The 18,179-nt window shown below is 73.3% G+C and carries 17 protein-coding genes and 2 pseudogenes; 10 read left to right on the forward strand and 9 right to left on the reverse strand.

Annotated elements, in window-relative coordinates:
- The 4 genes and pseudogenes from BGP03_RS13395 to map form a co-directional block, all read right to left on the reverse strand.
- Window positions 1–454, reverse strand: a pseudogene (locus tag BGP03_RS13395) (hypothetical protein); the annotation flags it as partial.
- Between the two features lie 4 nt (window positions 455–458).
- Window positions 459–1,073, reverse strand: a complete 615-nt coding sequence (locus tag BGP03_RS13400) for an MOSC domain-containing protein (protein ID WP_298798829.1) — start codon at window positions 1,071–1,073, stop codon at window positions 459–461.
- A gap of 20 nt (window positions 1,074–1,093) precedes the next feature.
- Window positions 1,094–1,231 (reverse strand): annotated as a pseudogene (locus BGP03_RS13405) (MOSC N-terminal beta barrel domain-containing protein); the annotation flags it as partial.
- A 109-nt stretch (window positions 1,232–1,340) separates the two neighbouring features.
- Window positions 1,341–2,114, reverse strand: a complete 774-nt coding sequence (map, locus tag BGP03_RS13410; protein ID WP_296373467.1) for a type I methionyl aminopeptidase — start codon at window positions 2,112–2,114, stop codon at window positions 1,341–1,343.
- Between the two features lie 32 nt (window positions 2,115–2,146).
- Here map and BGP03_RS13415 point away from each other — a divergent pair, with 32 nt between their 5' ends.
- Window positions 2,147–2,419 carry a helix-turn-helix transcriptional regulator gene (locus BGP03_RS13415; RefSeq protein WP_296373469.1) on the forward strand — a complete coding sequence of 91 codons (273 nt, stop codon included), beginning with the start codon at window positions 2,147–2,149 and terminating at the stop codon, window positions 2,417–2,419.
- Window positions 2,420–2,423: 4 nt separating this feature from the next.
- A complete protein-coding gene (locus tag BGP03_RS13420) occupies window positions 2,424–4,703 on the forward strand; it encodes an FdhF/YdeP family oxidoreductase (protein WP_298798832.1) in 2,280 nt (759 codons plus the stop codon).
- Between the two features lie 52 nt (window positions 4,704–4,755).
- Here BGP03_RS13420 and BGP03_RS13425 read toward each other — a convergent pair whose 3' ends face one another.
- Together BGP03_RS13425 and BGP03_RS13430 are read right to left on the reverse strand one after the other, a co-directional pair.
- Complete coding sequence (locus BGP03_RS13425; RefSeq protein WP_296373473.1) at window positions 4,756–5,655, reverse strand: NADP-dependent oxidoreductase; 900 nt, start codon at window positions 5,653–5,655, stop codon at window positions 4,756–4,758.
- Between the two features lie 34 nt (window positions 5,656–5,689).
- Window positions 5,690–6,844, reverse strand: a complete 1,155-nt coding sequence (locus BGP03_RS13430) for a pyridoxal phosphate-dependent aminotransferase (RefSeq protein WP_296373475.1) — start codon at window positions 6,842–6,844, stop codon at window positions 5,690–5,692.
- A 61-nt stretch (window positions 6,845–6,905) separates the two neighbouring features.
- On the opposite strand from BGP03_RS13430, the gene BGP03_RS13435 reads away from it, so the two are divergent.
- The 4 genes from BGP03_RS13435 to BGP03_RS13450 all read left to right on the forward strand — a co-directional run bounded on the left by BGP03_RS13435 (window position 6,906) and on the right by BGP03_RS13450 (window position 11,909).
- Complete coding sequence (locus BGP03_RS13435; RefSeq protein WP_298798834.1) at window positions 6,906–8,258, forward strand: carotenoid oxygenase family protein; 1,353 nt, start codon at window positions 6,906–6,908, stop codon at window positions 8,256–8,258.
- Window positions 8,259–8,280: 22 nt separating this feature from the next.
- The gene (locus BGP03_RS13440) at window positions 8,281–9,624 is read left to right on the forward strand and encodes a glutamine synthetase family protein (protein ID WP_296373479.1); all 1,344 of its coding nucleotides are present in this window, start codon (window positions 8,281–8,283) and stop codon (window positions 9,622–9,624) included.
- A 227-nt stretch (window positions 9,625–9,851) separates the two neighbouring features.
- Window positions 9,852–10,607, forward strand: coding sequence for a response regulator (locus BGP03_RS13445; RefSeq protein WP_296373481.1), 756 nt, complete (start codon window positions 9,852–9,854; stop codon window positions 10,605–10,607).
- 39 nt (window positions 10,608–10,646) lie between these two features.
- Window positions 10,647–11,909 (forward strand): multidrug effflux MFS transporter, encoded by a 1,263-nt coding sequence (locus BGP03_RS13450; protein ID WP_296373483.1) that lies wholly within the window; start codon window positions 10,647–10,649, stop codon window positions 11,907–11,909.
- Here the strand turns inward: BGP03_RS13450 and BGP03_RS13455 are convergent.
- On the reverse strand, window positions 11,897–12,526 hold the full coding sequence (locus BGP03_RS13455) for a hypothetical protein (RefSeq protein WP_296373485.1): 630 nt from the start codon (window positions 12,524–12,526) through the stop codon (window positions 11,897–11,899). The two genes, BGP03_RS13450 and BGP03_RS13455, sit on opposite strands and share 13 nt — an antisense overlap.
- A 78-nt stretch (window positions 12,527–12,604) precedes the next feature.
- Between BGP03_RS13455 and BGP03_RS13460 the strand changes: the two genes are divergently transcribed.
- Window positions 12,605–14,644 carry a TPM domain-containing protein gene (locus tag BGP03_RS13460; protein ID WP_296373486.1) on the forward strand — a complete coding sequence of 680 codons (2,040 nt, stop codon included), beginning with the start codon at window positions 12,605–12,607 and terminating at the stop codon, window positions 14,642–14,644.
- Here the strand turns inward: BGP03_RS13460 and BGP03_RS13465 are convergent.
- Complete coding sequence (locus BGP03_RS13465; RefSeq protein WP_296373488.1) at window positions 14,641–15,129, reverse strand: NUDIX hydrolase; 489 nt, start codon at window positions 15,127–15,129, stop codon at window positions 14,641–14,643. The genes BGP03_RS13460 and BGP03_RS13465 overlap by 4 nt on opposite strands.
- Window positions 15,130–15,225: 96 nt before the next feature.
- Between BGP03_RS13465 and BGP03_RS13470 the strand changes: the two genes are divergently transcribed.
- Entirely contained in the window at window positions 15,226–15,684 is a 459-nt protein-coding gene (locus BGP03_RS13470) for a MarR family transcriptional regulator (protein ID WP_296373490.1), read from the forward strand.
- Window positions 15,681–16,943, forward strand: coding sequence for an MFS transporter (locus tag BGP03_RS13475; protein ID WP_296373493.1), 1,263 nt, complete (start codon window positions 15,681–15,683; stop codon window positions 16,941–16,943). Before BGP03_RS13470 ends, BGP03_RS13475 begins: the two co-directional genes overlap by 4 nt.
- Here BGP03_RS13475 and BGP03_RS13480 read toward each other — a convergent pair.
- Entirely contained in the window at window positions 16,911–17,405 is a 495-nt protein-coding gene (locus tag BGP03_RS13480; protein ID WP_296373494.1) for a bifunctional nuclease family protein, read from the reverse strand. The genes BGP03_RS13475 and BGP03_RS13480 overlap by 33 nt on opposite strands.
- Window positions 17,406–17,477: 72 nt before the next feature.
- Here BGP03_RS13480 and BGP03_RS13485 point away from each other — a divergent pair, with 72 nt between their 5' ends.
- Complete coding sequence (locus tag BGP03_RS13485) at window positions 17,478–18,167, forward strand: class I SAM-dependent methyltransferase (protein WP_298798837.1); 690 nt, start codon at window positions 17,478–17,480, stop codon at window positions 18,165–18,167.
- Window positions 18,168–18,179: the final 12 nt, after the last annotated feature.

The following is an 18,179-nucleotide window of genomic DNA, read 5'->3' on the forward strand; positions in this document are numbered from 1 at the left end:
CGATCGGCGTCCCGAGCAGGCCGCCCTTGGCCGTCAGGTCGAGGCGGCCGATCAACCGGCTCGCGCGGTCGCCGGCGGGCACGACCCGGTAGGTGCAGGCCATCGGCCCGAAGCGGCGGGTCGGCCCGGGCCGGCCGACCCCGGTGATCTCCCGGCCCGGCACCACCCCGGCCACCTGGAAGATCATGACGAACGTCGTGCCGACGGCCACGTCGTCGGCACCGGGGGTGAGCGTGCGGGGGCTGCGGCGGCCGAAGTTGTCGATCAGGTCGTAGCTGTAGGGCGCCCGGGTGAGCTGGCACAGCCAGCGGAACGCCGTGTCGGCGGGCGCAGCCACGTCGACCGCGCGGATCATGCGGTGCGCCGGATCCGGCACGAGCGCGGCGCAGGGGTAGTCGGCGAGCCGCTCCTCCTCGGTGGCGCCCCAGCTCCAGGGCAGGCACGCTCTGATCACTCCGTCAGGAGACCACGTACGCGTCGCCCACGCTCACCGATCCACCCGCCGTCACGTCGGCGTACACGCCCGCGCACGCCCAGACGCCCATTCCCGGGATCTCGAGGCGGTTGTGCTTCGCGATCGTCCGCAGCGTGTCGACGTCGGCGGGGAGGTCGGACTGGGCCAGCGTCGTCATCACGCAGCGCATCACGGTGATCGACACCTTCAGCTCCGGACCGTCCCCGAGGGTGATCCCGCGGCCGGGCCACCCGTTCTCGGTGAATCCCGAGTCGTCGCCGTCGAGGACGACGTTGGGCCGGTAGCGGCGCACGTCGAAGGTGGCGTCGGGGGCGAGCTCGCGCAGGTGGTCGAGGGTGGCGTCGGTGAGGACGTGCAGGACGGCCAGGTCGAAGGACCGTCGATGTCGGGCCAGAGCTCCTCGAAGCTGCTGCCGTCGGGCCGGGTGGAGGCCAGGTGCACCGGACGGTCGAACACCGCCGAGAGGGCCTCGTCGAGGCCGGGATCGTCGCTGCGCAGCACGGAACCGTCCGGGAAGGTGATCTCGACGGGCGGCGCGGGGTCGCCGGCGACCGGCTCGGCGACGTAGCGCGCGGAGAAGTCCAGCAGGGCCGCCCACCGCTTCGGGACCTTCGCGCTCGCCACCGCGCCGGTCTCGACGTCGATCACGGCATAGGCCCGGTCGCCCAGCACCCCGCCGGCGTCGATGGTGCAGGTGCGCAGCGACTCGCCGAGCATGGATGTGACGGGGAAGCGGTAGAGCGCGGTGACGGCCATCCGACCGTTCTAGCAGCGGGACGCGGGGGCCGGCGCCGGCACTTCCGCAACCGCCCGCGAGGGGGCGAACTCGCGCACCGGGGGCGCGACTCGCGGGGTTCCGGTGGGGTCAGCGGGTTGCCGTCAGGATGCGGGGGCCGTCCTTCGTCACGGCGATGGTGTGTTCGGCGTGGGCGGCGCGGGTGCCGTCGGCGGTGCGCAGCGTCCAGCCGTCGGGATCGTGGCGGTAGGCGTCGGTGCCGCCGGCGATCAGCATCGGCTCGATGGCGAGCACCAGACCCGGCCGGAGCTTGACGCCGCGGCCGGCGCGACCCTCGTTGGCGACGTGCGGGTCCTCGTGCATCGAGCGGCCGACGCCGTGGCCACCGTGGTTCTCCAGCATCCCGAACCCCGAGGCCCGGGCGACGGTGCCGATCGCGTGGGACACGTCGCCGAGCTTGGCTCCGGCGCGGGCGGCGCGGATGCCGGCGGCCAGCGAGCGCTCGGTGGCGTCGATCAGGGCCATGTCGGCGGGGTCGGGGTCGTCGCCGACCACCACGCTGAACGCCGAGTCGGCGCACCAGCCGTCGAGGTGGACCGCGAAGTCGACCGACAGCAGGTCGCCCGCCACCAGCGGATCGGCCGCCGGGACGCCGTGCACGATCGCGTCGTTCACGCTGATGCAGGTCACCGCCGGGTAGGGCGAGGGGGCGAAGCGCGGGTGGTAGCCGAGGAAGCTCGACTCCGCCCCGGCGTCGGCGATCATGTCGGCGGCCAGCGCGTCCAGCTCCAGCGGCGTGATGCCGGGGGCGGCCTTCGCCCGCAGGGTCGCGAGGATGGTGGCCACGACGGAACCCGCGGCGGCGATGGCGTCGATCTCTCCGGGGGTCTTCAGCTCGATCACACGATAACTATAACGGTATTAGTATCCGGGTCATGGTGCGCGTCCCCCTGACCCCGTCCGAGCGCGAGCGCGGCGAACGGCTCGGCGGGCTGCTGCGCGAGGCCCGGGGCGACCGCAGCCTCGTGGACGTCGCGGCGATGGCCGGCATCTCGGCCGAGACCCTGCGCAAGATCGAGACCGGCCGCATCCCGACGCCGGCGTTCTTCACGGTCGCGACGCTCGCGGCCGCACTGGGCCTCTCCCTGGACACCCTGGTGACAGTGGTCATCCGGGACGCGGACACGATCACGGCGGCCTATCGTTGAACCCGTGACGACCTACCCCGACACCACGCCCGAGCCCGATCTCGAGGTCACTCCACCGAAGACGAAGGCGGCGGGTCTCCCCGCGGTGGCGAAGAGCCTGGGCATGGCCGTCACGCAGATGGGCGTCGGACGCACGGCCCACAACCTGCTGCGGCTCAACCAGGTCGAGGGCTTCGACTGCATGAGCTGCGCCTGGCCCGACCCCGACCCCAAGCACCGCCACACCGCCGAGTTCTGCGAGAACGGCGCCAAGGCCGTGGCCTGGGAGGGCGACACCCGCCGCATCGGCCCCGAGTTCTTCGCCGAGCACAGCCTCGACGACCTGGGCACCCGCACCGAGTACTGGATGGGCCAGCAGGGTCGGCTCACCGAGCCGATGGTGCGCCGGCCGGGGAGCACGCACTACGAACCGATCAGCTGGGACAGCGCGTTCGCGCTGGTGGCCGAGCACCTCAACGGTCTCGCGAGCCCGGACGAGGCGCTGTTCTACACGTCGGGCCGGGCGTCGAACGAGTCGGCGTTCGTCTACCAGCTCTTCGCGCGCGCCTACGGCACCAACAACCTCCCCGACTGCTCGAACATGTGCCACGAGTCCACCTCGGTGGGCCTGGCCGACACGATCGGCATCGGCAAGGGCTCGGTCTCCCTCGACGACATCCACGAGGCCGACCTGATCGTCATCTCCGGCCAGAACCCGGGCACCAACCACCCGCGGATGCTCTCGGCGCTGGAGATCGCCAAGCACAACGGGGCGAAGATCATCGCCGTCAATCCGCTGCGCGAGGCCGGGCTGCTGGGGTTCATGAACCCGCAGAAGCCGCGGGGGCTGGCCGGCAGGCCGACCGACCTGGCCGACCACTTCCTGCAGATCCGCTCCGACGGCGACCTCGCCCTCTGGCAGGCCCTGGGCCACCTGCTGCTGCGCCGGGGCGCCGTCGACCGCGAGTTCATCTCCGAGCACACCGTCGGCTTCACCGCCTACGCCGAGCACCTCAAGGAGATCGACCGCGACGAGGTGCTCGCCGCCACCGGGCTGACCTGGGCGGAGATCGAGAAGACCGCCGACATGTTCGCGAGCGCCACCAAGATCGTGAACTGCTGGGCGATGGGCATCACCCAGCACCGCAACGCCGTCGCCACCATCAAGGAGATGGTCAACGTCGCGCTGCTGCAGGGCATGATCGGCAAGCCCGGCGCCGGCCTGTGCCCCGTCCGCGGCCACTCCAACGTGCAGGGCGACCGCACGATGGGCATCTGGGAGCGCTCCCCCGACGAGTTCCTCGACGCCGTCCGCGACGAGTTCGGCTTCGAACCGCCGCGCGAGCACGGGTTCGACGCGGTCCGCGCCGTCCGGGCCCTGCGTGACGGGAAGGCGAAGGTGTTCGTCGGGCTGGGCGGCAACTTCGTGGCCGCGATGCCCGACACCGAGGTCACGGAGGCCGCGCTGTCCGGCGCCGAGCTCACGGTGCAGATCTCCACCAAGCTCAACCGCTCGCACGTGGTGTGCGGGAACACGGCGCTGATCCTGCCGACGCTGGGCCGCACCGAGCGCGACGAGTCGGGCGGCCGGACGCAGCGCGTCACCGTCGAGGACTCGATGTCGGCCGTGCACGCCTCCCGCGGACGCACCGAGCCCGCGAGCGACCAGCTGCGCTCGGAGGTCGGCATCCTGTGCGGCATCGCCGACGCCACCCTCGGCGACCGGTACGGCATCCCGTGGCGCGGGTTCGCCGGCGACTACGACCTGATCCGCGACCGCATCGCCCGCGTCGTACCCGGCTGCGACGACTACACGGAGAAGGTCCGCCGCAAGGGCGGCTTCACGCTGCCGCACCCGCCGCGCGACAGCCGCACCTTCCCGACGCGCCACGGCAAGGCCGTGTTCTCGGTGAGCCCGCTCGCCGCGGTCCAGGTACCGGACGGGCACCTGGTGCTGCAGACCCTGCGCAGCCACGACCAGTTCAACACCACGATCTACGGCCTCGACGACCGCTACCGCGGCATCCACCACGGCCGCCGCGTCGTGTTCATCGGCGCCGCCGATCTCGCCGAGCTGGGCTTCGCCGAAGGGGAGACCGTGCACCTGGTCAGCGAGTGGGCGGACGGGGTGACCCGGCGGGCCGAGGACTTCCGGCTCGTCGAGTACTCCACGCCCAAGGGCTGCATCGCCGCCTACTACCCGGAGACCAACCCGCTGATCCCGCTCGACTCGACGGCGCTGGAGAGCAACACCCCGACGTCGAAGTGGGTGGTCGTCCGGCTCGAGCGGCCCGCCACCAACTGAGCGCCGTCCCCGGACGACGATCAAGCGCGGTGGGCGGGCCAACCCCGGCCGGTCACATCCGCAGGACGACCTTGCCGCTCGTGTGGCCGTCCTCCACCGCCGCCAGGGCGGCGCCGGCCTCGGCGAAGGGGCGGACGTCGGTGACGTGGGGGTTCAGCTCCCCGGCCGCGACGAGCCGCGCCAGCTCCGTCAGTACGGCGGTGCTGCGGTCGCGCACCACCTCCGTGCCGCCGAGCTCGACCGCCAGGGCCTTGTCGGCCACCGAGGCCACCTTCGCCCGGTCGGCGACCAGCGGCGCGACCGTGCGCAGGGCGTCGCCGCCCACCAGGTCGAACACGGCGTCGACGTGCGGCGCGGCCGCACGGATCCGGTCGAGCACCCCGTCGCCGTAGGCCACGGGCACGGCGCCGAAGCCGGCGAGAAGGTCGTGCTTGCCGGGGCTCGCCGTGCCCACGACGGTCAGGCCGCGGGCCACCGCCAGCTGCACGATCGCGACGCCCACGCCGCCGCCCGCGCCGTTGACCAGCAACGTCGCGCCCTTCGGGAGATCCAGGCAGGTGAGCGCGTCGTAGGCGGTGCCGGCGGCGACGGGCAGGCTCGCGGCGTCCTCGGGCGTGACGGTGTCGGGCCGCAGGGCCGCGAACGACGCGGTGACGATCGCGAGCTCGGCCCAGCCGCCGACCATGCCGGGGCAGCCGCCGAACACCTCGTCACCCGGCGAGAAGCCCGCGACGTCCGCCCCCACCTGCTCGACCGTGCCGGCCACCTCGCGCCCGAGCACGGCGGGCGGGGTGGTGCCGTAGGAACCGTTGCGGAGCTTCCAGTCGCCCGGGTTCACGCCGGCGGCGCGGACCCGCACGACCAGGTCGTACGGCCCGGCGACCGGCTCGGGGACGTCGAGGAAGGCCTCGTTCTCCGGCCCGCCCAGCGCGGTGAACCCGTATGCCCTCATGATGTCGCCTCCGCGGGGGAGAGCACGTCGGCGATCACAGCGCCTCCTTCAGTCCGGCCAGGCGTGCCACGGCCTCGGTGAGCACCTCGTCGCGCTTGCAGAACGCGAAGCGCACGAGCGTCCGACCGAGATCGGGGTCGGCGCAGAACACGGAGACCGGCACGGCCGCCACGCCGACCATCTCCGGCAGCTTCCAGCAGAACGCCGCCCCGTCGGTGATCCCGAGCGGCGCGACGTCGGTGACCACGAAGTACGTGCCCGCCGACGGGTACACCGTGAAGCCGGCGGTGCGCAGGCCCCCGGACAGCAGGTCGCGCTTGCCCTGCAGGCCCGACGCCAGCTCGGTGTAGAACGCGTCGGGCAGCCCCAGCGCGGTGGCGATGGCCGGCTGGAACGGTGCCCCGCTGACGTAGGTGAGGAACTGCTTGGCCGCGCGGACGGCCGCCACCAGCTCCGGCGGCCCGTGCACCCACCCGACCTTCCAGCCGGTGACGGAGAACGTCTTGCCCGCCGACGAGATCGTCAGCGTCCGCTCGGCCATCCCCGGGAGCGAGGCCATCGGCACGTGCCGCACACCGTCGAAGACCATGTGCTCGTAGACCTCGTCGGCCACCACCACGGCGCCGAACTCGGCGGCCAGCTCCCCGATCTGCGTGAGCTGCTCGGCCGTGAACACCGCGCCGGTGGGATTGTGCGGGGTGTTGACCAGCACCACCTTCGTCCGCGCCGAGAACGCTGCGCGCAGCTCGTCGTAGTCGAAACCGAACGTCGGCGGGCGGAGCGCCACCGGCTTCTGCACCGCCCCGGCCAGCGCGATCGTGGCCGCGTACGAGTCGTAGTACGGCTCGAACAGCACCACCTCGTCACCGGCCTCGCACAGCCCGAGGATCGCGCCCGCGATGGCCTCGGTCGCGCCGGTGGTGATCAGAACGTGCCCGGGATCGACGTCCAGGCCGTGGAAGCGCTTCTGGTGCTCCGCCACCGCCGTGCGCAGCGAGGCGACGCCCAGGCCCGGCGGGTACTGGTTGACCCCGCCGGTGATGTTGGCCGCGGCGTCGGCGAGCAGCGACGGCGGCCCGTCGGTGTCGGGGAAGCCCTGGCCGAGGTTGATGGCGCCGGTTCTCAGGGCGAGCGCCGACATCTCCGCGAAGATCGTCGAGGTGTGCGGGCGCATCCGTTCCACGAGCATGACGGCACCGTAACCCGGAGGGCGGTTGCCGGGCGCCTCGGACGGTGAGCACGATACGGCCATGACCAATTCCAGTACGGCGTCGTACTACCTCACCGGACACATGGCGCCGGTGCCCGACGAGATCGACGTCGCCGGGCTGGAGGTCACCGGCGCGCTCCCGCCGGAGCTGTCGGGCCGCTACCTGCGCAACGGCCCCAACCCGAAGCCCGGCGAGGACCCCGGCCACTGGTTCATGGGCCACGGGATGATCCACGGCATCCGGATCCACGACGGACGTGCCGAGTGGTACCGCAACCGCTGGGTGCGCACCGGGCAGTTCGAAGGGCGCGAGCGCTTCGCCGACGGCCGTTTCGATCTCACCGTCGGCAGCGCCAACACCCACGTCATGAGCCACGCCGGGCGGATCTACGCGCTGGTGGAGAGCTCGCTGCCCTACGAGCTGACGCCCGAGCTGGAGACGGTCGGCCCGTGCGACTTCGGTGGGAAGCTCACCACCGGCATGACCGCCCACCCGAAGGAGCACCCGGCCACCGGCGACCTGCACTTCTTCGGCTACGGGTTCCTGCCGCCCTACCTGACCTACCACCGGCTCTCCGCCGCGGGCCGCCTGGAGGTCAGCGTCGAGATCCCGGTGCGCGGGGCCACGATGAACCACGACTTCGCGATCACCGAGCACCACGCGCTGTTCCTCGACCAGCCCATGACGTTCCAGATGGAGCTGCTCGCCACCGGCATGCCCTTCGGCTGGGACGACTCCTACGGCACGCGGATCGGCGTCATGCCGCTGGACCGGCCCGGCGAGGTCACCTGGTTCGACGTCGCCCCCTGCTACGTCTTCCACGTCGGCAACGCCCACGAGGACGCGGCCGGTCGGATCGTGCTGGAGGCGCCGCGGCACGGGCCCGCGGACGCCATCGCGATGTGGGGAGCGGTGGCCGGGCGCGGCGCCACCGGCCGTCCCGGCGACGACGGCACGGGCCTCTCGCAGCTGCACCGCTGGACGCTCGACCCCGCCACCGGCGCCGTCACCGAGGAGCGCGTCGACGACCGCGGGGTCGAGTTCCCCACCCTCGACGACCGGCTCACCGGCCGCCGCAACCGCCACCTCTACACGCGCGCCGACGCGGGCGACGACGTCGCGGTGGTCAAGTACGACACCGTCACGGGCGCGTCCACCGAGCACGTGCTGGGCCCCGACGTGGTGCTGGGCGAGGCGGAGTTCGTGCCGTCGACGGCCCCGGACCGCGCCGAGGACGACGGCTGGCTGATGGCGATCGTCAGCAGGCGCGACGGGAGCGCGTCGCGGCTGCTGGTGCTCGACGCGTCCGACGTGGCCGCCGCGCCCGTCGCCACCGTGCGGCTGCCGCGCCCGGTGCCCACCGGGTTCCACGGTTCCTGGATCCCCGACTGACGAGTGGTCCAGGATGGCGGGCATGACGCCGGACGTGCACAGGCTCACCGCCGCCCTCCAGGACTCCGGTGTGGCCGGGGTGACCATCAGCTGGGCCGACAACAACGGCATCCCCCGCTCACGGACGGTGCCGGTGGCGGCACTGCCGCGCGTCGCGGAGGTCGGCGTCGGGGTCACGTCGTTGTTCGCGGTGTTCGACAGCGCCGACGCCATCACGTTCGCCCACTCCGACCTCGGGACGCCCTCGGGCGACGTCCGGCTGCTGCCCGTCCTGGAGAAGCTGGTGCCGCTCGCCGGGCAGCCGGCGCTGGCGTGGGCACCCGGCCGGCAGCTCGCCGCCGACGGCGGTCCGTGGCCCTACGACCAGCGCGCGGTGCTGGAGCGCCAGGTCGACGCGCTCGCCGCCGACGGGCTCACCGCGCTCGTGGGCTACGAGATGGAGTTCGGCGTCTACCTCGACGACGACGCCGAGCCCCCGGCGCCCGCCCACGCCGGTCCCGCCTACAGCCCGCACGCGCTCGTCGCCATCGACGACTTCGTGACCGACGTGCTGCGCGACTGCGTCGCCAACGGCCTGGAGCTCGGCCAGCTGCACGCCGAGTACGGGCCCGCCCAGATGGAGCTCTCGCTCGCGGCCACCGACCCCGTCACCGCCGCCGACAACCAGCTCCTGGCCCGCCAGACGCTGCGCGTCGCGGCGAAACGCCACGGGCTGCGGCTGACCTTCGCGCCGCTCCCCGCCACCACCGTGGCGGGCAACGGCTGGCACATCCACACGTCGGTGTGGCGGGGGGACGAGAACCTGCTGGCCGGCGGCCCTGGTCCCGAGGGAGCGGCGTACATCGCGGGGCTGCTGCGCGACCTGCCCGCCGTCGCCGCCGTCACCGCGCCCAGCCAGGGGTCGCTGGCCCGGCTGCGCCCCGGCTACTTCGCGGGCGCGTACGGGTTCTGGGGCGTGGAGAACCGGGAGGCGCCCCTGCGCTACGTGCCCGGTTCGGCGTTCCTGGGCAGCGGCAACGCGAACGTCGAGCTCAAGACGTCCGATGCCTCGGCCAACCCGTACCTGTCGCTCGCCGCGGTGCTGGCGGCCGGGCGTGCGGGCATGGCCGAGCAGCTGGAGCTGCCCGAGCCGGTGCAGAGCGACCCCGGCACGTGGAGCGCCGAGGACCGTGCCGCCCGCGGGATCGCCGCCCTGCCCACCACCGCGGAGGACCAGGAGGCCGCGCTCACGGCGTCGCCGCGGGTCACCGACGCCCTCGGGCCGGAGCTGCTCGGCGCGTTCCTGGCCGTGCGCCGCTCCGACGCAGGCTCGGCCGCCCACCGCGAGCTCGACGCCGTGCTCGCGGACCTGCGCTGGCGCTACTGAGATCCAGCCGGGATCAAGCTCCGGGAGACGGCGGCGGCAGGTTCCGTGGGTGCCCGTACCCGCCGCCGCCGGGGACTCCCCTCCCCGCGCGTAGCCAATCACCGGGGGCACCGTCGTGCAGCTAGCAGCGACACCCGTCGGCGCGGGGACGGGCCCACCCCTGTCCGGACGTCGAGCTGCGCGTACCAGATCTTGCCTGGACCGCGGGCACCCGACATCATTCCGGTATGGAAAGCGACGGGCTCAGGATCCTGATCGCCTCGACGCTCGGCGGCATCGTGGCACCGCGGTTCCGTGCGGAGTTCACACCCGGCACCGTCACCGTGGCGGTGGGGGAGCAGCAGGTGCGGGAGGCGATCACCGAGAGCCTCCGGTTCGACGTGGTCCTCACCGACCTGCTGTGGAACGACACCGAGCTCGAGTACACCTTCGACGGCCTGGACGTCCTCGACCTCGTCGCCACCCTCGGCCGCCCCGCCCCGGTGCTGCTCGCCGCGCAGGGGCACGGCGTCGAGAACGACCACCTCGACGAGGCCGTCGTCCGGGACGGGGTGGCGGGCGTCGTCCGCAAGGCCGACGGGGTGGAGGGCCTCGTGCCGGCGCTGCGCCAGGTCGCCGCCGGCCGCTCGCTCGCGCCGACCCCCGCACCGTCGTCCCGCGTCTCGGTCCACGCCTACTTCGGGGCCGGCCGGCGCGGCGAGACGGCGGGGCGGATGGCGGGCGCCATCGCGTCGGGCCGCGCGGTCAACTACGACACGCTCGCCACGGCGGCCGGATGCTCGCGCAACACCGCCATCAAGATCGCGGACAAGTATCTCGGACCGCTGATCCGCGAGCGCGGCGAGCACCCCGACGATCTCCCGCTGAGCACACAGGTGGTCTACCGGTGGTGCGGCGAGCACTCCCGCTACCTCGTCAGCTGGTGCCGGCGGCACGGCCACGCGGACGTGCTCGGCAGTGGCTCAGGTCACACCCGATCGTGAACGGGAACAGCGCGCCGTTGACCGGGCCTTGACCACCAGGTGACCACGACTCCCGAGAAGGTCGACCCGACCTTCCTCTCCCCTGCGGCACCCCAGAGTCGGGGACAACGCCTCACCCTCATCGTCGTGCTGGGCGGGCTCATCGCCCTCGGCCCGCTGACGATCGACATGTACCTGCCGGCCCTGCCCACCATCACGGCCGACCTGATGACCACCTCGTCCACGATCCAGCTGACGCTCACCGGCACCCTGGTGGGGCTCGCGCTGGGCCAGCTCGTGATCGGCCCGCTGTCGGACGCGCTGGGCCGGCGCCGCCCGCTGCTGGTCGGCACGGCCGTGCACGTCCTGGCGTCCGCGGCGATCATCATCGCCCCGAACGTGGCCGTGCTCGGCGCGCTGCGCGTGCTGCAGGGCGTGGGCGCCGCGGCCGGTGCGGTGATCGCCCTCGCCGTGGTGCGGGACCTGTTCACCGGCCGCGCCGCCGCCACTCTGCTGTCGCGGCTGATCCTCGTGATGGGCGTGGCGCCCGTCGTCGCGCCGACGCTGGGCGGCTACCTGCTGACCGTCACGTCGTGGCGCGGGGTGTTCGCGTTCCTCGCCGTCTACGGCCTGATCATCATCCCGCTGACGGCCCGCACCCTGCGCGAGACGCTGCCGGTGGAACGCCGGCGCAGCGCGGGGGTCCGCCAGACCCTGCGCACCTACGGCGGGCTGTTCCACGACCGCGTGTTCGTCGGCCTGATCCTCGTGGCCGGGCTCGCCATGGCCGGGCTGTTCGGTTACGTCGCCGGGTCCTCGTTCGTGTTCCAGGAGGAGTACGGCCTCAACCAGCAGCAGTTCGGGCTGGTCTTCGGCGCGGGCGCGGTGTGGCTGATCGCCGCCACCCAGCTCAACGCCTACCTGCTGCGACGCTTCGAGCCGCGCGTGCTGCTGCTGGCCGCCGTGATCGGCGGAACCGTGTCCGGCCTCGTGCTGCTGACGCTGGCCGCCACCGGGGTGGGCGGCATCGTCGGGATCCTGGTCCCGATGTGGGCGGCGCTGTTCAGCGTCGGCCTCGCCCTGCCCAACGCGCCGGCGCTCGCGCTGGCGCGACACGGCGACGCCGCCGGCACGGCCGCCGCGCTGCTCGGGGCCGTCCAGTTCGGGGTCGGCGCGATCGTGTCGCCGATGGTGGGCATCCTCGGCAACGATGCGGTCGCCATGGGCACGGTCGTGGCGGGCGGGCTCGCCCTCGCGCTCGTCGTGCTGGTGGTCGTCGTGCGGCCGTGGCAGCTGGAGGACCTGGAGCCTCAGAGCGTCTGACGGTCGCGCACGGCCAGGAACGGCAGGAACAGCTGCGTGAGCGGGCCGATGGCCACCGCGTAGAGCACGGTGCCGACGCCCACGGTGCCGCCGAGCACGAAGCCGGCGGCCAGCACCACCACCTCGATGCCCGTGCGCACCGTCCGGATCGACCAGCCGGTCCGGGCGGCCAGCCCGGTCATGAGGCCGTCACGCGGGCCCGGGCCGAGGCGGGCGCCGACGTAGAGGGCCGTCGCGACGCCGTTGAGCACGATCCCGCCGACCATCATCGCGATCCGGGCCACGATCGTGTGCTGCTCGGGCACCAGGGCGAGCGCGGCGTCCACCGCCACCGCGATGACCAGCACGTTCGCCACCGTCCCGATACCGGGGCGCTGGCGGAGCGGGATCCACAGCAGGAGCACCAGCACGCCGGTGATCGCCGTGGTCACGCCGAAGCTCCACGGCGCGTGCGCGGTGATGCCCTCGTGCAGCACGTCCCACGGGTTGAGGCCCAGCCCCGCCCTGATCTGCAGCGCCATGCTCGTGCCGTACAGCGCGAGGCCGACGGCCAGCTGCGGGATGCGCCGCAACGGGGAACGGGTGACGGGCAACGGGCGCAGATCGACGGCGGGCACACCTCCATCCTGTCCGGCCCCACCCCCGTCACCAGTGCCAATCGACGGCGGGTGGACCGGGCCCGACATGATGGCTCCATGCGGATCGTCGGTCGCCGGTTGTCCTTCCTCCTCGCCGTCCTGGCCGCGCTGCTGCTCTCAGGTGCGGGGGCCGCGCTGGCCGACCCGCCGTCGCGGCTGGCCGACCGGGTCACCGACCGGGCCGGGGTCCTGGACGCCGCCGGTCGGGCCGAGGTGGCGTCGGCCATCAACGACCTGCGCTCGGCCGGCAAGGGCATGGACCTGTTCGTCGTCTACGTCCGGTCGTTCGACGGCGCCGACGGCCAGGCCTGGGCGGACAGGGCCGCGCAGCTGTCCCAGCTGGGCTCCCAGGGCGTGCTGATGGCCGTGGCCACCGACGACCGCGCGTACGGCGTGTCGATCGCGGACGGCTTCCAGCTCTCGCAGTCCACCACCGACACGATCATCCGCAGCGACGTGGAGCCGCGGCTCTCGTCAGGCGACTGGGCGGGCGCGGCGGTGGCGCTGGCCAACGGGCTGCGTTCCGGCGGCAGCGGGGGCAGCGGCGGGGTCGGCACGGGGGTGCTCGTCGTGGGCGGGGTCGTGGTCGTCGGAGGTGGGGCCTACCTGCTGTCGCGGCGGCGGAAGTCCCGCACCACCCGGGCGACCCCGGCCGAGCCGGCGCCGGTTCCCGAGCCCGACGAGTTCTCCGCCGTCTCCACCGAGGACCTCACCTACCAGGGCAGCCAGGCCCTGATCGCCGCCGACGACGCGGTGCGCACGTCCGAGCAGGAGCTGGCGGCGGCGAAGGCGCACTTCGGGGAGGCCGCCGTGGCCGGCTTCGCCGCGGCGCTGGAGCAGTCGCGCGCGGACATGCTGCGCGGGTTCACCCTCCAACAGCAGCTGGACGACGCCGGGGCGGGCGGGGAGAAGGCGCTGGCCGAGCCGACGAAGCGCGCCATGCTCGGCGACATCATCCGCGCCTGCCGCTCCGCCGACGAGCGCCTCGACGCGCAGGTGGCCGCGTTCGACAAGCTGCGCGACCTGGAGGCCACCACGCCGGAGTACCTGGCCGGGCTGGGCACCCGCCTCGACGCCGTCTCGGCCCGGGTGCCGCAGGTCGACGCGGTGCTGGCCTCGCTGCGCACCCGCTACGCCGCCTCCGCGCTCGAGGGCGTGGCGGGCAACCACGACCAGGCCCAGCAGCTGCTGGGCGTCGCCGCCACGGAACTGCAGGCCGCCCGCGACCAGCTGGCGAAGGCCGTCCCCACGCCCACCGAGCCGAACGCGGGCCGCAGCTCCGCCGTCGTGTCCGGGCGGGCCGCGGAGGACGCGATCACGCAGGCCGAGACGCTGCTCGACGGCGTCGGCCGGCTGGAGGGGGAGCTCGCGGCCGCCGCGGACAAGATCGTGGCGGCCCGGGCCGAGACCGAGCAGGACCTGGCGGAGGCCCGCACGCTGCCCGCGTCCGACGACCTGGCCGGGCTCGTCGCCCGCGCCGAGGCGGCGCTCGTCTCCGCCACGCAGGCCCAGCAGGCCACGCCGCCCGACCCGCTCACCGCACTGCGGCTGATCGACGAGGCCGACGACGCGCTCGACCGCGGCCTCGCCCAGGCCCGCGACGCGGCGGCCCGCACCAAGCGCGCCACCGCCGCCCTGGAGCAGACGCTGCTCACCGCGCGCTCGGCCGTCGCAGCGGCCGACGACTTCATCAGCACCCGCCGTGGCGCCGTCGGTGCCGAGGCCCGCACCCGGCTCGCCGAGGCCCGGCGCCACCTGGCCGTGGCCCAGGGCGGTGGCGACCCGACCGTCGCGATCGGGGAGGCCCAGGCCGCCGACTCCATGGCCCAGCAGGCCCTCCAGCTCGCCCAGGGCGACGTCTCGCGCTGGTCGGGGCCGTCCGGCGGCGGCTACGGCGGGGGCGGTTCGAACCTCGGGGTGGAGCTGGGCAGCCTGGTGCTCGGCGGCATCCTCAACGGCGCCATCTCCGGCGGCCGGGGCGGTTACGGCGGAGGCGGGTTCGGTGGGGGCGGGTTCGGTGGGGGCGGTGGCCGCTCCCCGGGCAGCTTCGGCGGCTCGAACACCCGCGGCCGCCGCGGCGGAGGTGGCCGCTTCTAGGTGGCGTGGGGCGTGGTCAGCGGGACGCCGACCGGCACGCCGTTCTCCAGGTACCACGTGCCGCCGGCCTCACGGGCGCCCAGCGCCGCCGTGACGCGGCGGGACAGGCGCGGCTCCATCATCACGAACAGCTCCTCGGGCGAGATGAACGCCCAGGACTCCAGCTCGTGGGGCGGGAGCTCGATCGCGTCGAGCTGCTCGTCGGTGAGCACGCCGCCGTCGAAGACGAAGCGGACGCGTTCCTCGCGGACGTGCGGAGCCCAGTCCACCACCAGCAGCCGCCCGACCGGCACCGTCAGCGACAGCTCCTCCTCCAGCTCGCGGGCCAGTGCCTCCCGCGGGCTCTCCCCGACCTCCATCCGGCCGCCCGGGATCTCCCACATCGCCTTGTAGGTCGGCTCGACGAGCAGGACGTCACCCGCCTCGTCGAGGAACAGCACGCCCGCGGCGCACTCCGGTCGGGCTCCCTCGTCGACATCCGCCATCCGATCACTGTGGCAGCCGTCACGGCTGCGGGCCACTCGGCGTTTCTCACCCCACGAGGTATATGCTTGCTGGCAGGCAACTAATTGGGGGCGGGTATGCCGGACACCTTCGACGCCGACGACGTCGCGCGCCTGCGCATCGCCCTGGCCCGCGTCTCGCGCCAGCTCGACCGCCACTCCCGCGGCGGCTCGCTCTCGACCACGCAGGCCTCGGTCCTGGCCAGCACGGCGAAGCACGGCCCCGTCCGGATCAGCGACCTCGCGGAGTTCGAGGGGATCAACCCCACGATGCTCTCCCGCATCGTCGCCAAGCTCGAGGACGCCGGGCTGCTCCGGCGTCGCCCCGATCCCGACGACGGGCGCGCCGCGCTCGTCGAGACCACCGAGGCCGGCCTGGCCCAGCACCGGACGCTGCGCGAGGAGCGCACCCGGCTGCTGACCGACCGCCTCGCCGCGATGCCGGCCGACCGGGCCGCCCAGCTCCTCGCCGCACTGCCCGCTCTCGAAGCACTCGCACAGATCCCGTCCGGACCCCTCAGCTCGGAGAACTCATGACGACGCTCGCGGCCCGCGCCGCAGCACCCCTGACCGCCCTGCGACGGCAGACCTTCGCCGCCCTGTCCAACCCCAACTACCGCCGCTACGTCTCCGGCCAGGCCGTGTCGCTCGTCGGCACCTGGATGCAGTCGATCGCCCAGTCGTGGCTGGTCCTGCAGCTCACCGGTTCGGCCACCGCGCTCGGCGTGGTCATCGCCCTGCAGACGCTCCCCACCCTCGTGCTCGGCCCCTACGCCGGCGTCGTGGCCGACCGGTTCGACAAGCGCAGGCTCATGATCGGGCTGCAGTCGGGCATGGGCGTGCTCGCGCTGCTGCTCGGCGTCCTGACGATCACCGGCACCGTGACGCTCTGGCACGTCTACGTCCTGGCGTTCCTGCTCGGCATGAACAACTGCTTCGAGAACCCGGCGCGCCAGTCGTTCATCCTGGAGATGGTCGGCCCCGACGACCTCCGCAACGCCGTCAGCCTCAACTCGGTGCTGGTCAACGTCGCGCGGGCCGTCGGCCCGGCCATCGCCGGCATCGTGATCGCGCTGGGCGGTATCGGGCTGTGCTTCCTGCTCAACGCCGTGAGCTTCGTGGCCGTCGTGGCCTCGCTGGCCCGGCTCGACGTCAGCAGGCTGAGCCGGTCGGTCCCCACGCCGCGCGCTCCCGGGCAGCTGCGCGAGGGGCTCGCCTACGTGCGTCGCACCCCGGAGCTGGCCGTGCCGCTGCTGATGATGGCGCTGGTGGGCTGCCTGGCCTACGAGTTCCAGGTGGTGCTGCCGGTGTTCGCGCAGCAGACCTTCGCCGGTGACGCGTCCACCTACGGCTTCCTGACCGCCGCGATGGGCGTCGGAGCGGTGGTCGGCGGGCTGTACGTGGCCGCGCGCGGCCGCACCGGGCTCCACGCCCTGGTGGTGGCGGCCACGCTGTTCGGGCTGGCGATGGTGGCCACCGCCCTCGCCCCGAACCTGCCTGTCGCCCTGGTCGGGATGGGGCTGATCGGCGCGTTCAGCGTCGCGTTCCTCTCGACGGGCAACAGCACGCTGCAGCTGGCCGCCGACCCGCAGATGCGCGGGCGCGTGATGGCGCTGTGGGCCGTGGCGTTCCTCGGCTCCACGCCGATCGGTGGCCCGATCGCGGGCGTCGTCGTGCAGTCCTTCGGCAGCCGCGCCGGCCTCATGCTGGGCGCGGTGGCCTGCCTGCTCGCCGCAGCACTGGGCTCGGTGGTGGCCCGCAGGTCACGGGTTGGGCGCGCCGAAGTCCTCCGGTGACACGCCTTCCAGGAAGTCCTTGAAGTCCTGGAGCTGCTTCTCCGGCGGCGCGTCCGTGCCGTCGGGGAAGAACTGCGAGATGGGCTGGCCGACGTCGTCGAGGATGTCGTCGGCCACGCCGATCGGCAGACCCTCCCGCACCGCGATCGCCAGCGCGTCGCTGGGCAGCACGGCCACGCGGGTGTCGCCGTCGAACACCAGCTCGGCCGTGTAGATGCTGTCGACCAGCGCCGTCAGCTCCGCGCGTTCCAGCTTGTGCCCGAGACCGCTGATGATCGGGATCAGCACGTCCTGCGGCAGCAGCGGGTCCTTCTCGGACCGCGTGCCCACCGAGATGACGTCGGCCTGGGCGCGGCGCAGGAACACCGGCAGGCAGCGGTCGCCGTCCTCCTCGCCGAGCAGCAGCACCGGCTCCCGGGTCCGGGAGTGCACGACCAGCCGCAGCACCCGCATCTCTCTCATGCCATCGACCTCATCCGGGCATTCTCGCCTACCGGTCGCTCGCCGCCCGGCTCGAATTGACACACTCCACGGGTGCAGAGCCTAGAGTTCGCGGCCGGGTTGTACCGGAAGTACGCCTCCGACCTCATGCCCGTCATCGAGCAGCAGCGCGCGTTCCACGCGGAGAACCGCGAGCGCATGACGCCCCAGCTCGACGACATCGAGGCCGAGCTCACCTACCTCCACCTGCGGGAGCTGCGGCCCGCCACGGTGATGGAGCTGGGCACGTTCCACGGGTGGTCCACCACGTGGATCCTGTCGGCCCTGCGCGACAACGGCACCGGCACGCTGCACTCGTTCGACCGGATCGACAACGTGGTGCGCAACGTCCCCACCGCGCTGGCCGACGGACGCTGGACGTTCGTACAGGGCGACGTCCAGAAGGCCCTCGACCTCGTGCCGCCCGACGTCGACTTCCTGTTCGTCGACGCCGACCACAGCCGCCGCTTCGGCCGCTGGTACCTCGCGCACCTGTTCCCGCTGATGCGCAGCGGCACCACGGTGAGCGTCCACGACGTCTTCCACGGGAAGAACGCGCGGATCCTCTCCGAGGGCCGCGAGGTGGTGTCCTGGCTGGACGAGCGCGGCGTCGAGCTGTTCACGGCAGCCCGCCGGCACGCGCCGGAGACGTTCGCGGCGCTCAACGAGGTGCGGGCCGAGGTGGGCATCGAGGGCGCGAGGGGCGCAGGAGTGAACCCGATGATCTGGTTCACCCTCCCCTGACCGGCCCCGGGC

Origin of the sequence: Pseudonocardia sp. 73-21, assembly GCF_001899645.1 — a bacterium.
Classification (GTDB): Bacteria; Actinomycetota; Actinomycetes; order Mycobacteriales; family Pseudonocardiaceae; genus Pseudonocardia.

Coding starts and splice junctions, on each gene's coding strand:
- BGP03_RS13415 (WP_296373469.1), top strand. CDS start 2,147: ATGGTGCGCGTCCCCCTGACCCCGTCCGAGCGCGAGCGCGGCGAACGG.
- BGP03_RS13425 (WP_296373473.1), bottom strand. CDS start 5,655: ATGAGGGCATACGGGTTCACCGCGCTGGGCGGGCCGGAGAACGAGGCC.
- BGP03_RS13430 (WP_296373475.1), bottom strand. CDS start 6,844: ATGCTCGTGGAACGGATGCGCCCGCACACCTCGACGATCTTCGCGGAG.
- BGP03_RS13435 (WP_298798834.1), top strand. CDS start 6,906: ATGACCAATTCCAGTACGGCGTCGTACTACCTCACCGGACACATGGCG.
- BGP03_RS13440 (WP_296373479.1), top strand. CDS start 8,281: ATGACGCCGGACGTGCACAGGCTCACCGCCGCCCTCCAGGACTCCGGT.
- BGP03_RS13445 (WP_296373481.1), top strand. CDS start 9,852: ATGGAAAGCGACGGGCTCAGGATCCTGATCGCCTCGACGCTCGGCGGC.
- BGP03_RS13460 (WP_296373486.1), top strand. CDS start 12,605: ATGCGGATCGTCGGTCGCCGGTTGTCCTTCCTCCTCGCCGTCCTGGCC.
- BGP03_RS13465 (WP_296373488.1), bottom strand. CDS start 15,129: ATGGCGGATGTCGACGAGGGAGCCCGACCGGAGTGCGCCGCGGGCGTG.
- BGP03_RS13470 (WP_296373490.1), top strand. CDS start 15,226: ATGCCGGACACCTTCGACGCCGACGACGTCGCGCGCCTGCGCATCGCC.
- BGP03_RS13475 (WP_296373493.1), top strand. CDS start 15,681: ATGACGACGCTCGCGGCCCGCGCCGCAGCACCCCTGACCGCCCTGCGA.
- BGP03_RS13480 (WP_296373494.1), bottom strand. CDS start 17,405: ATGAGAGAGATGCGGGTGCTGCGGCTGGTCGTGCACTCCCGGACCCGG.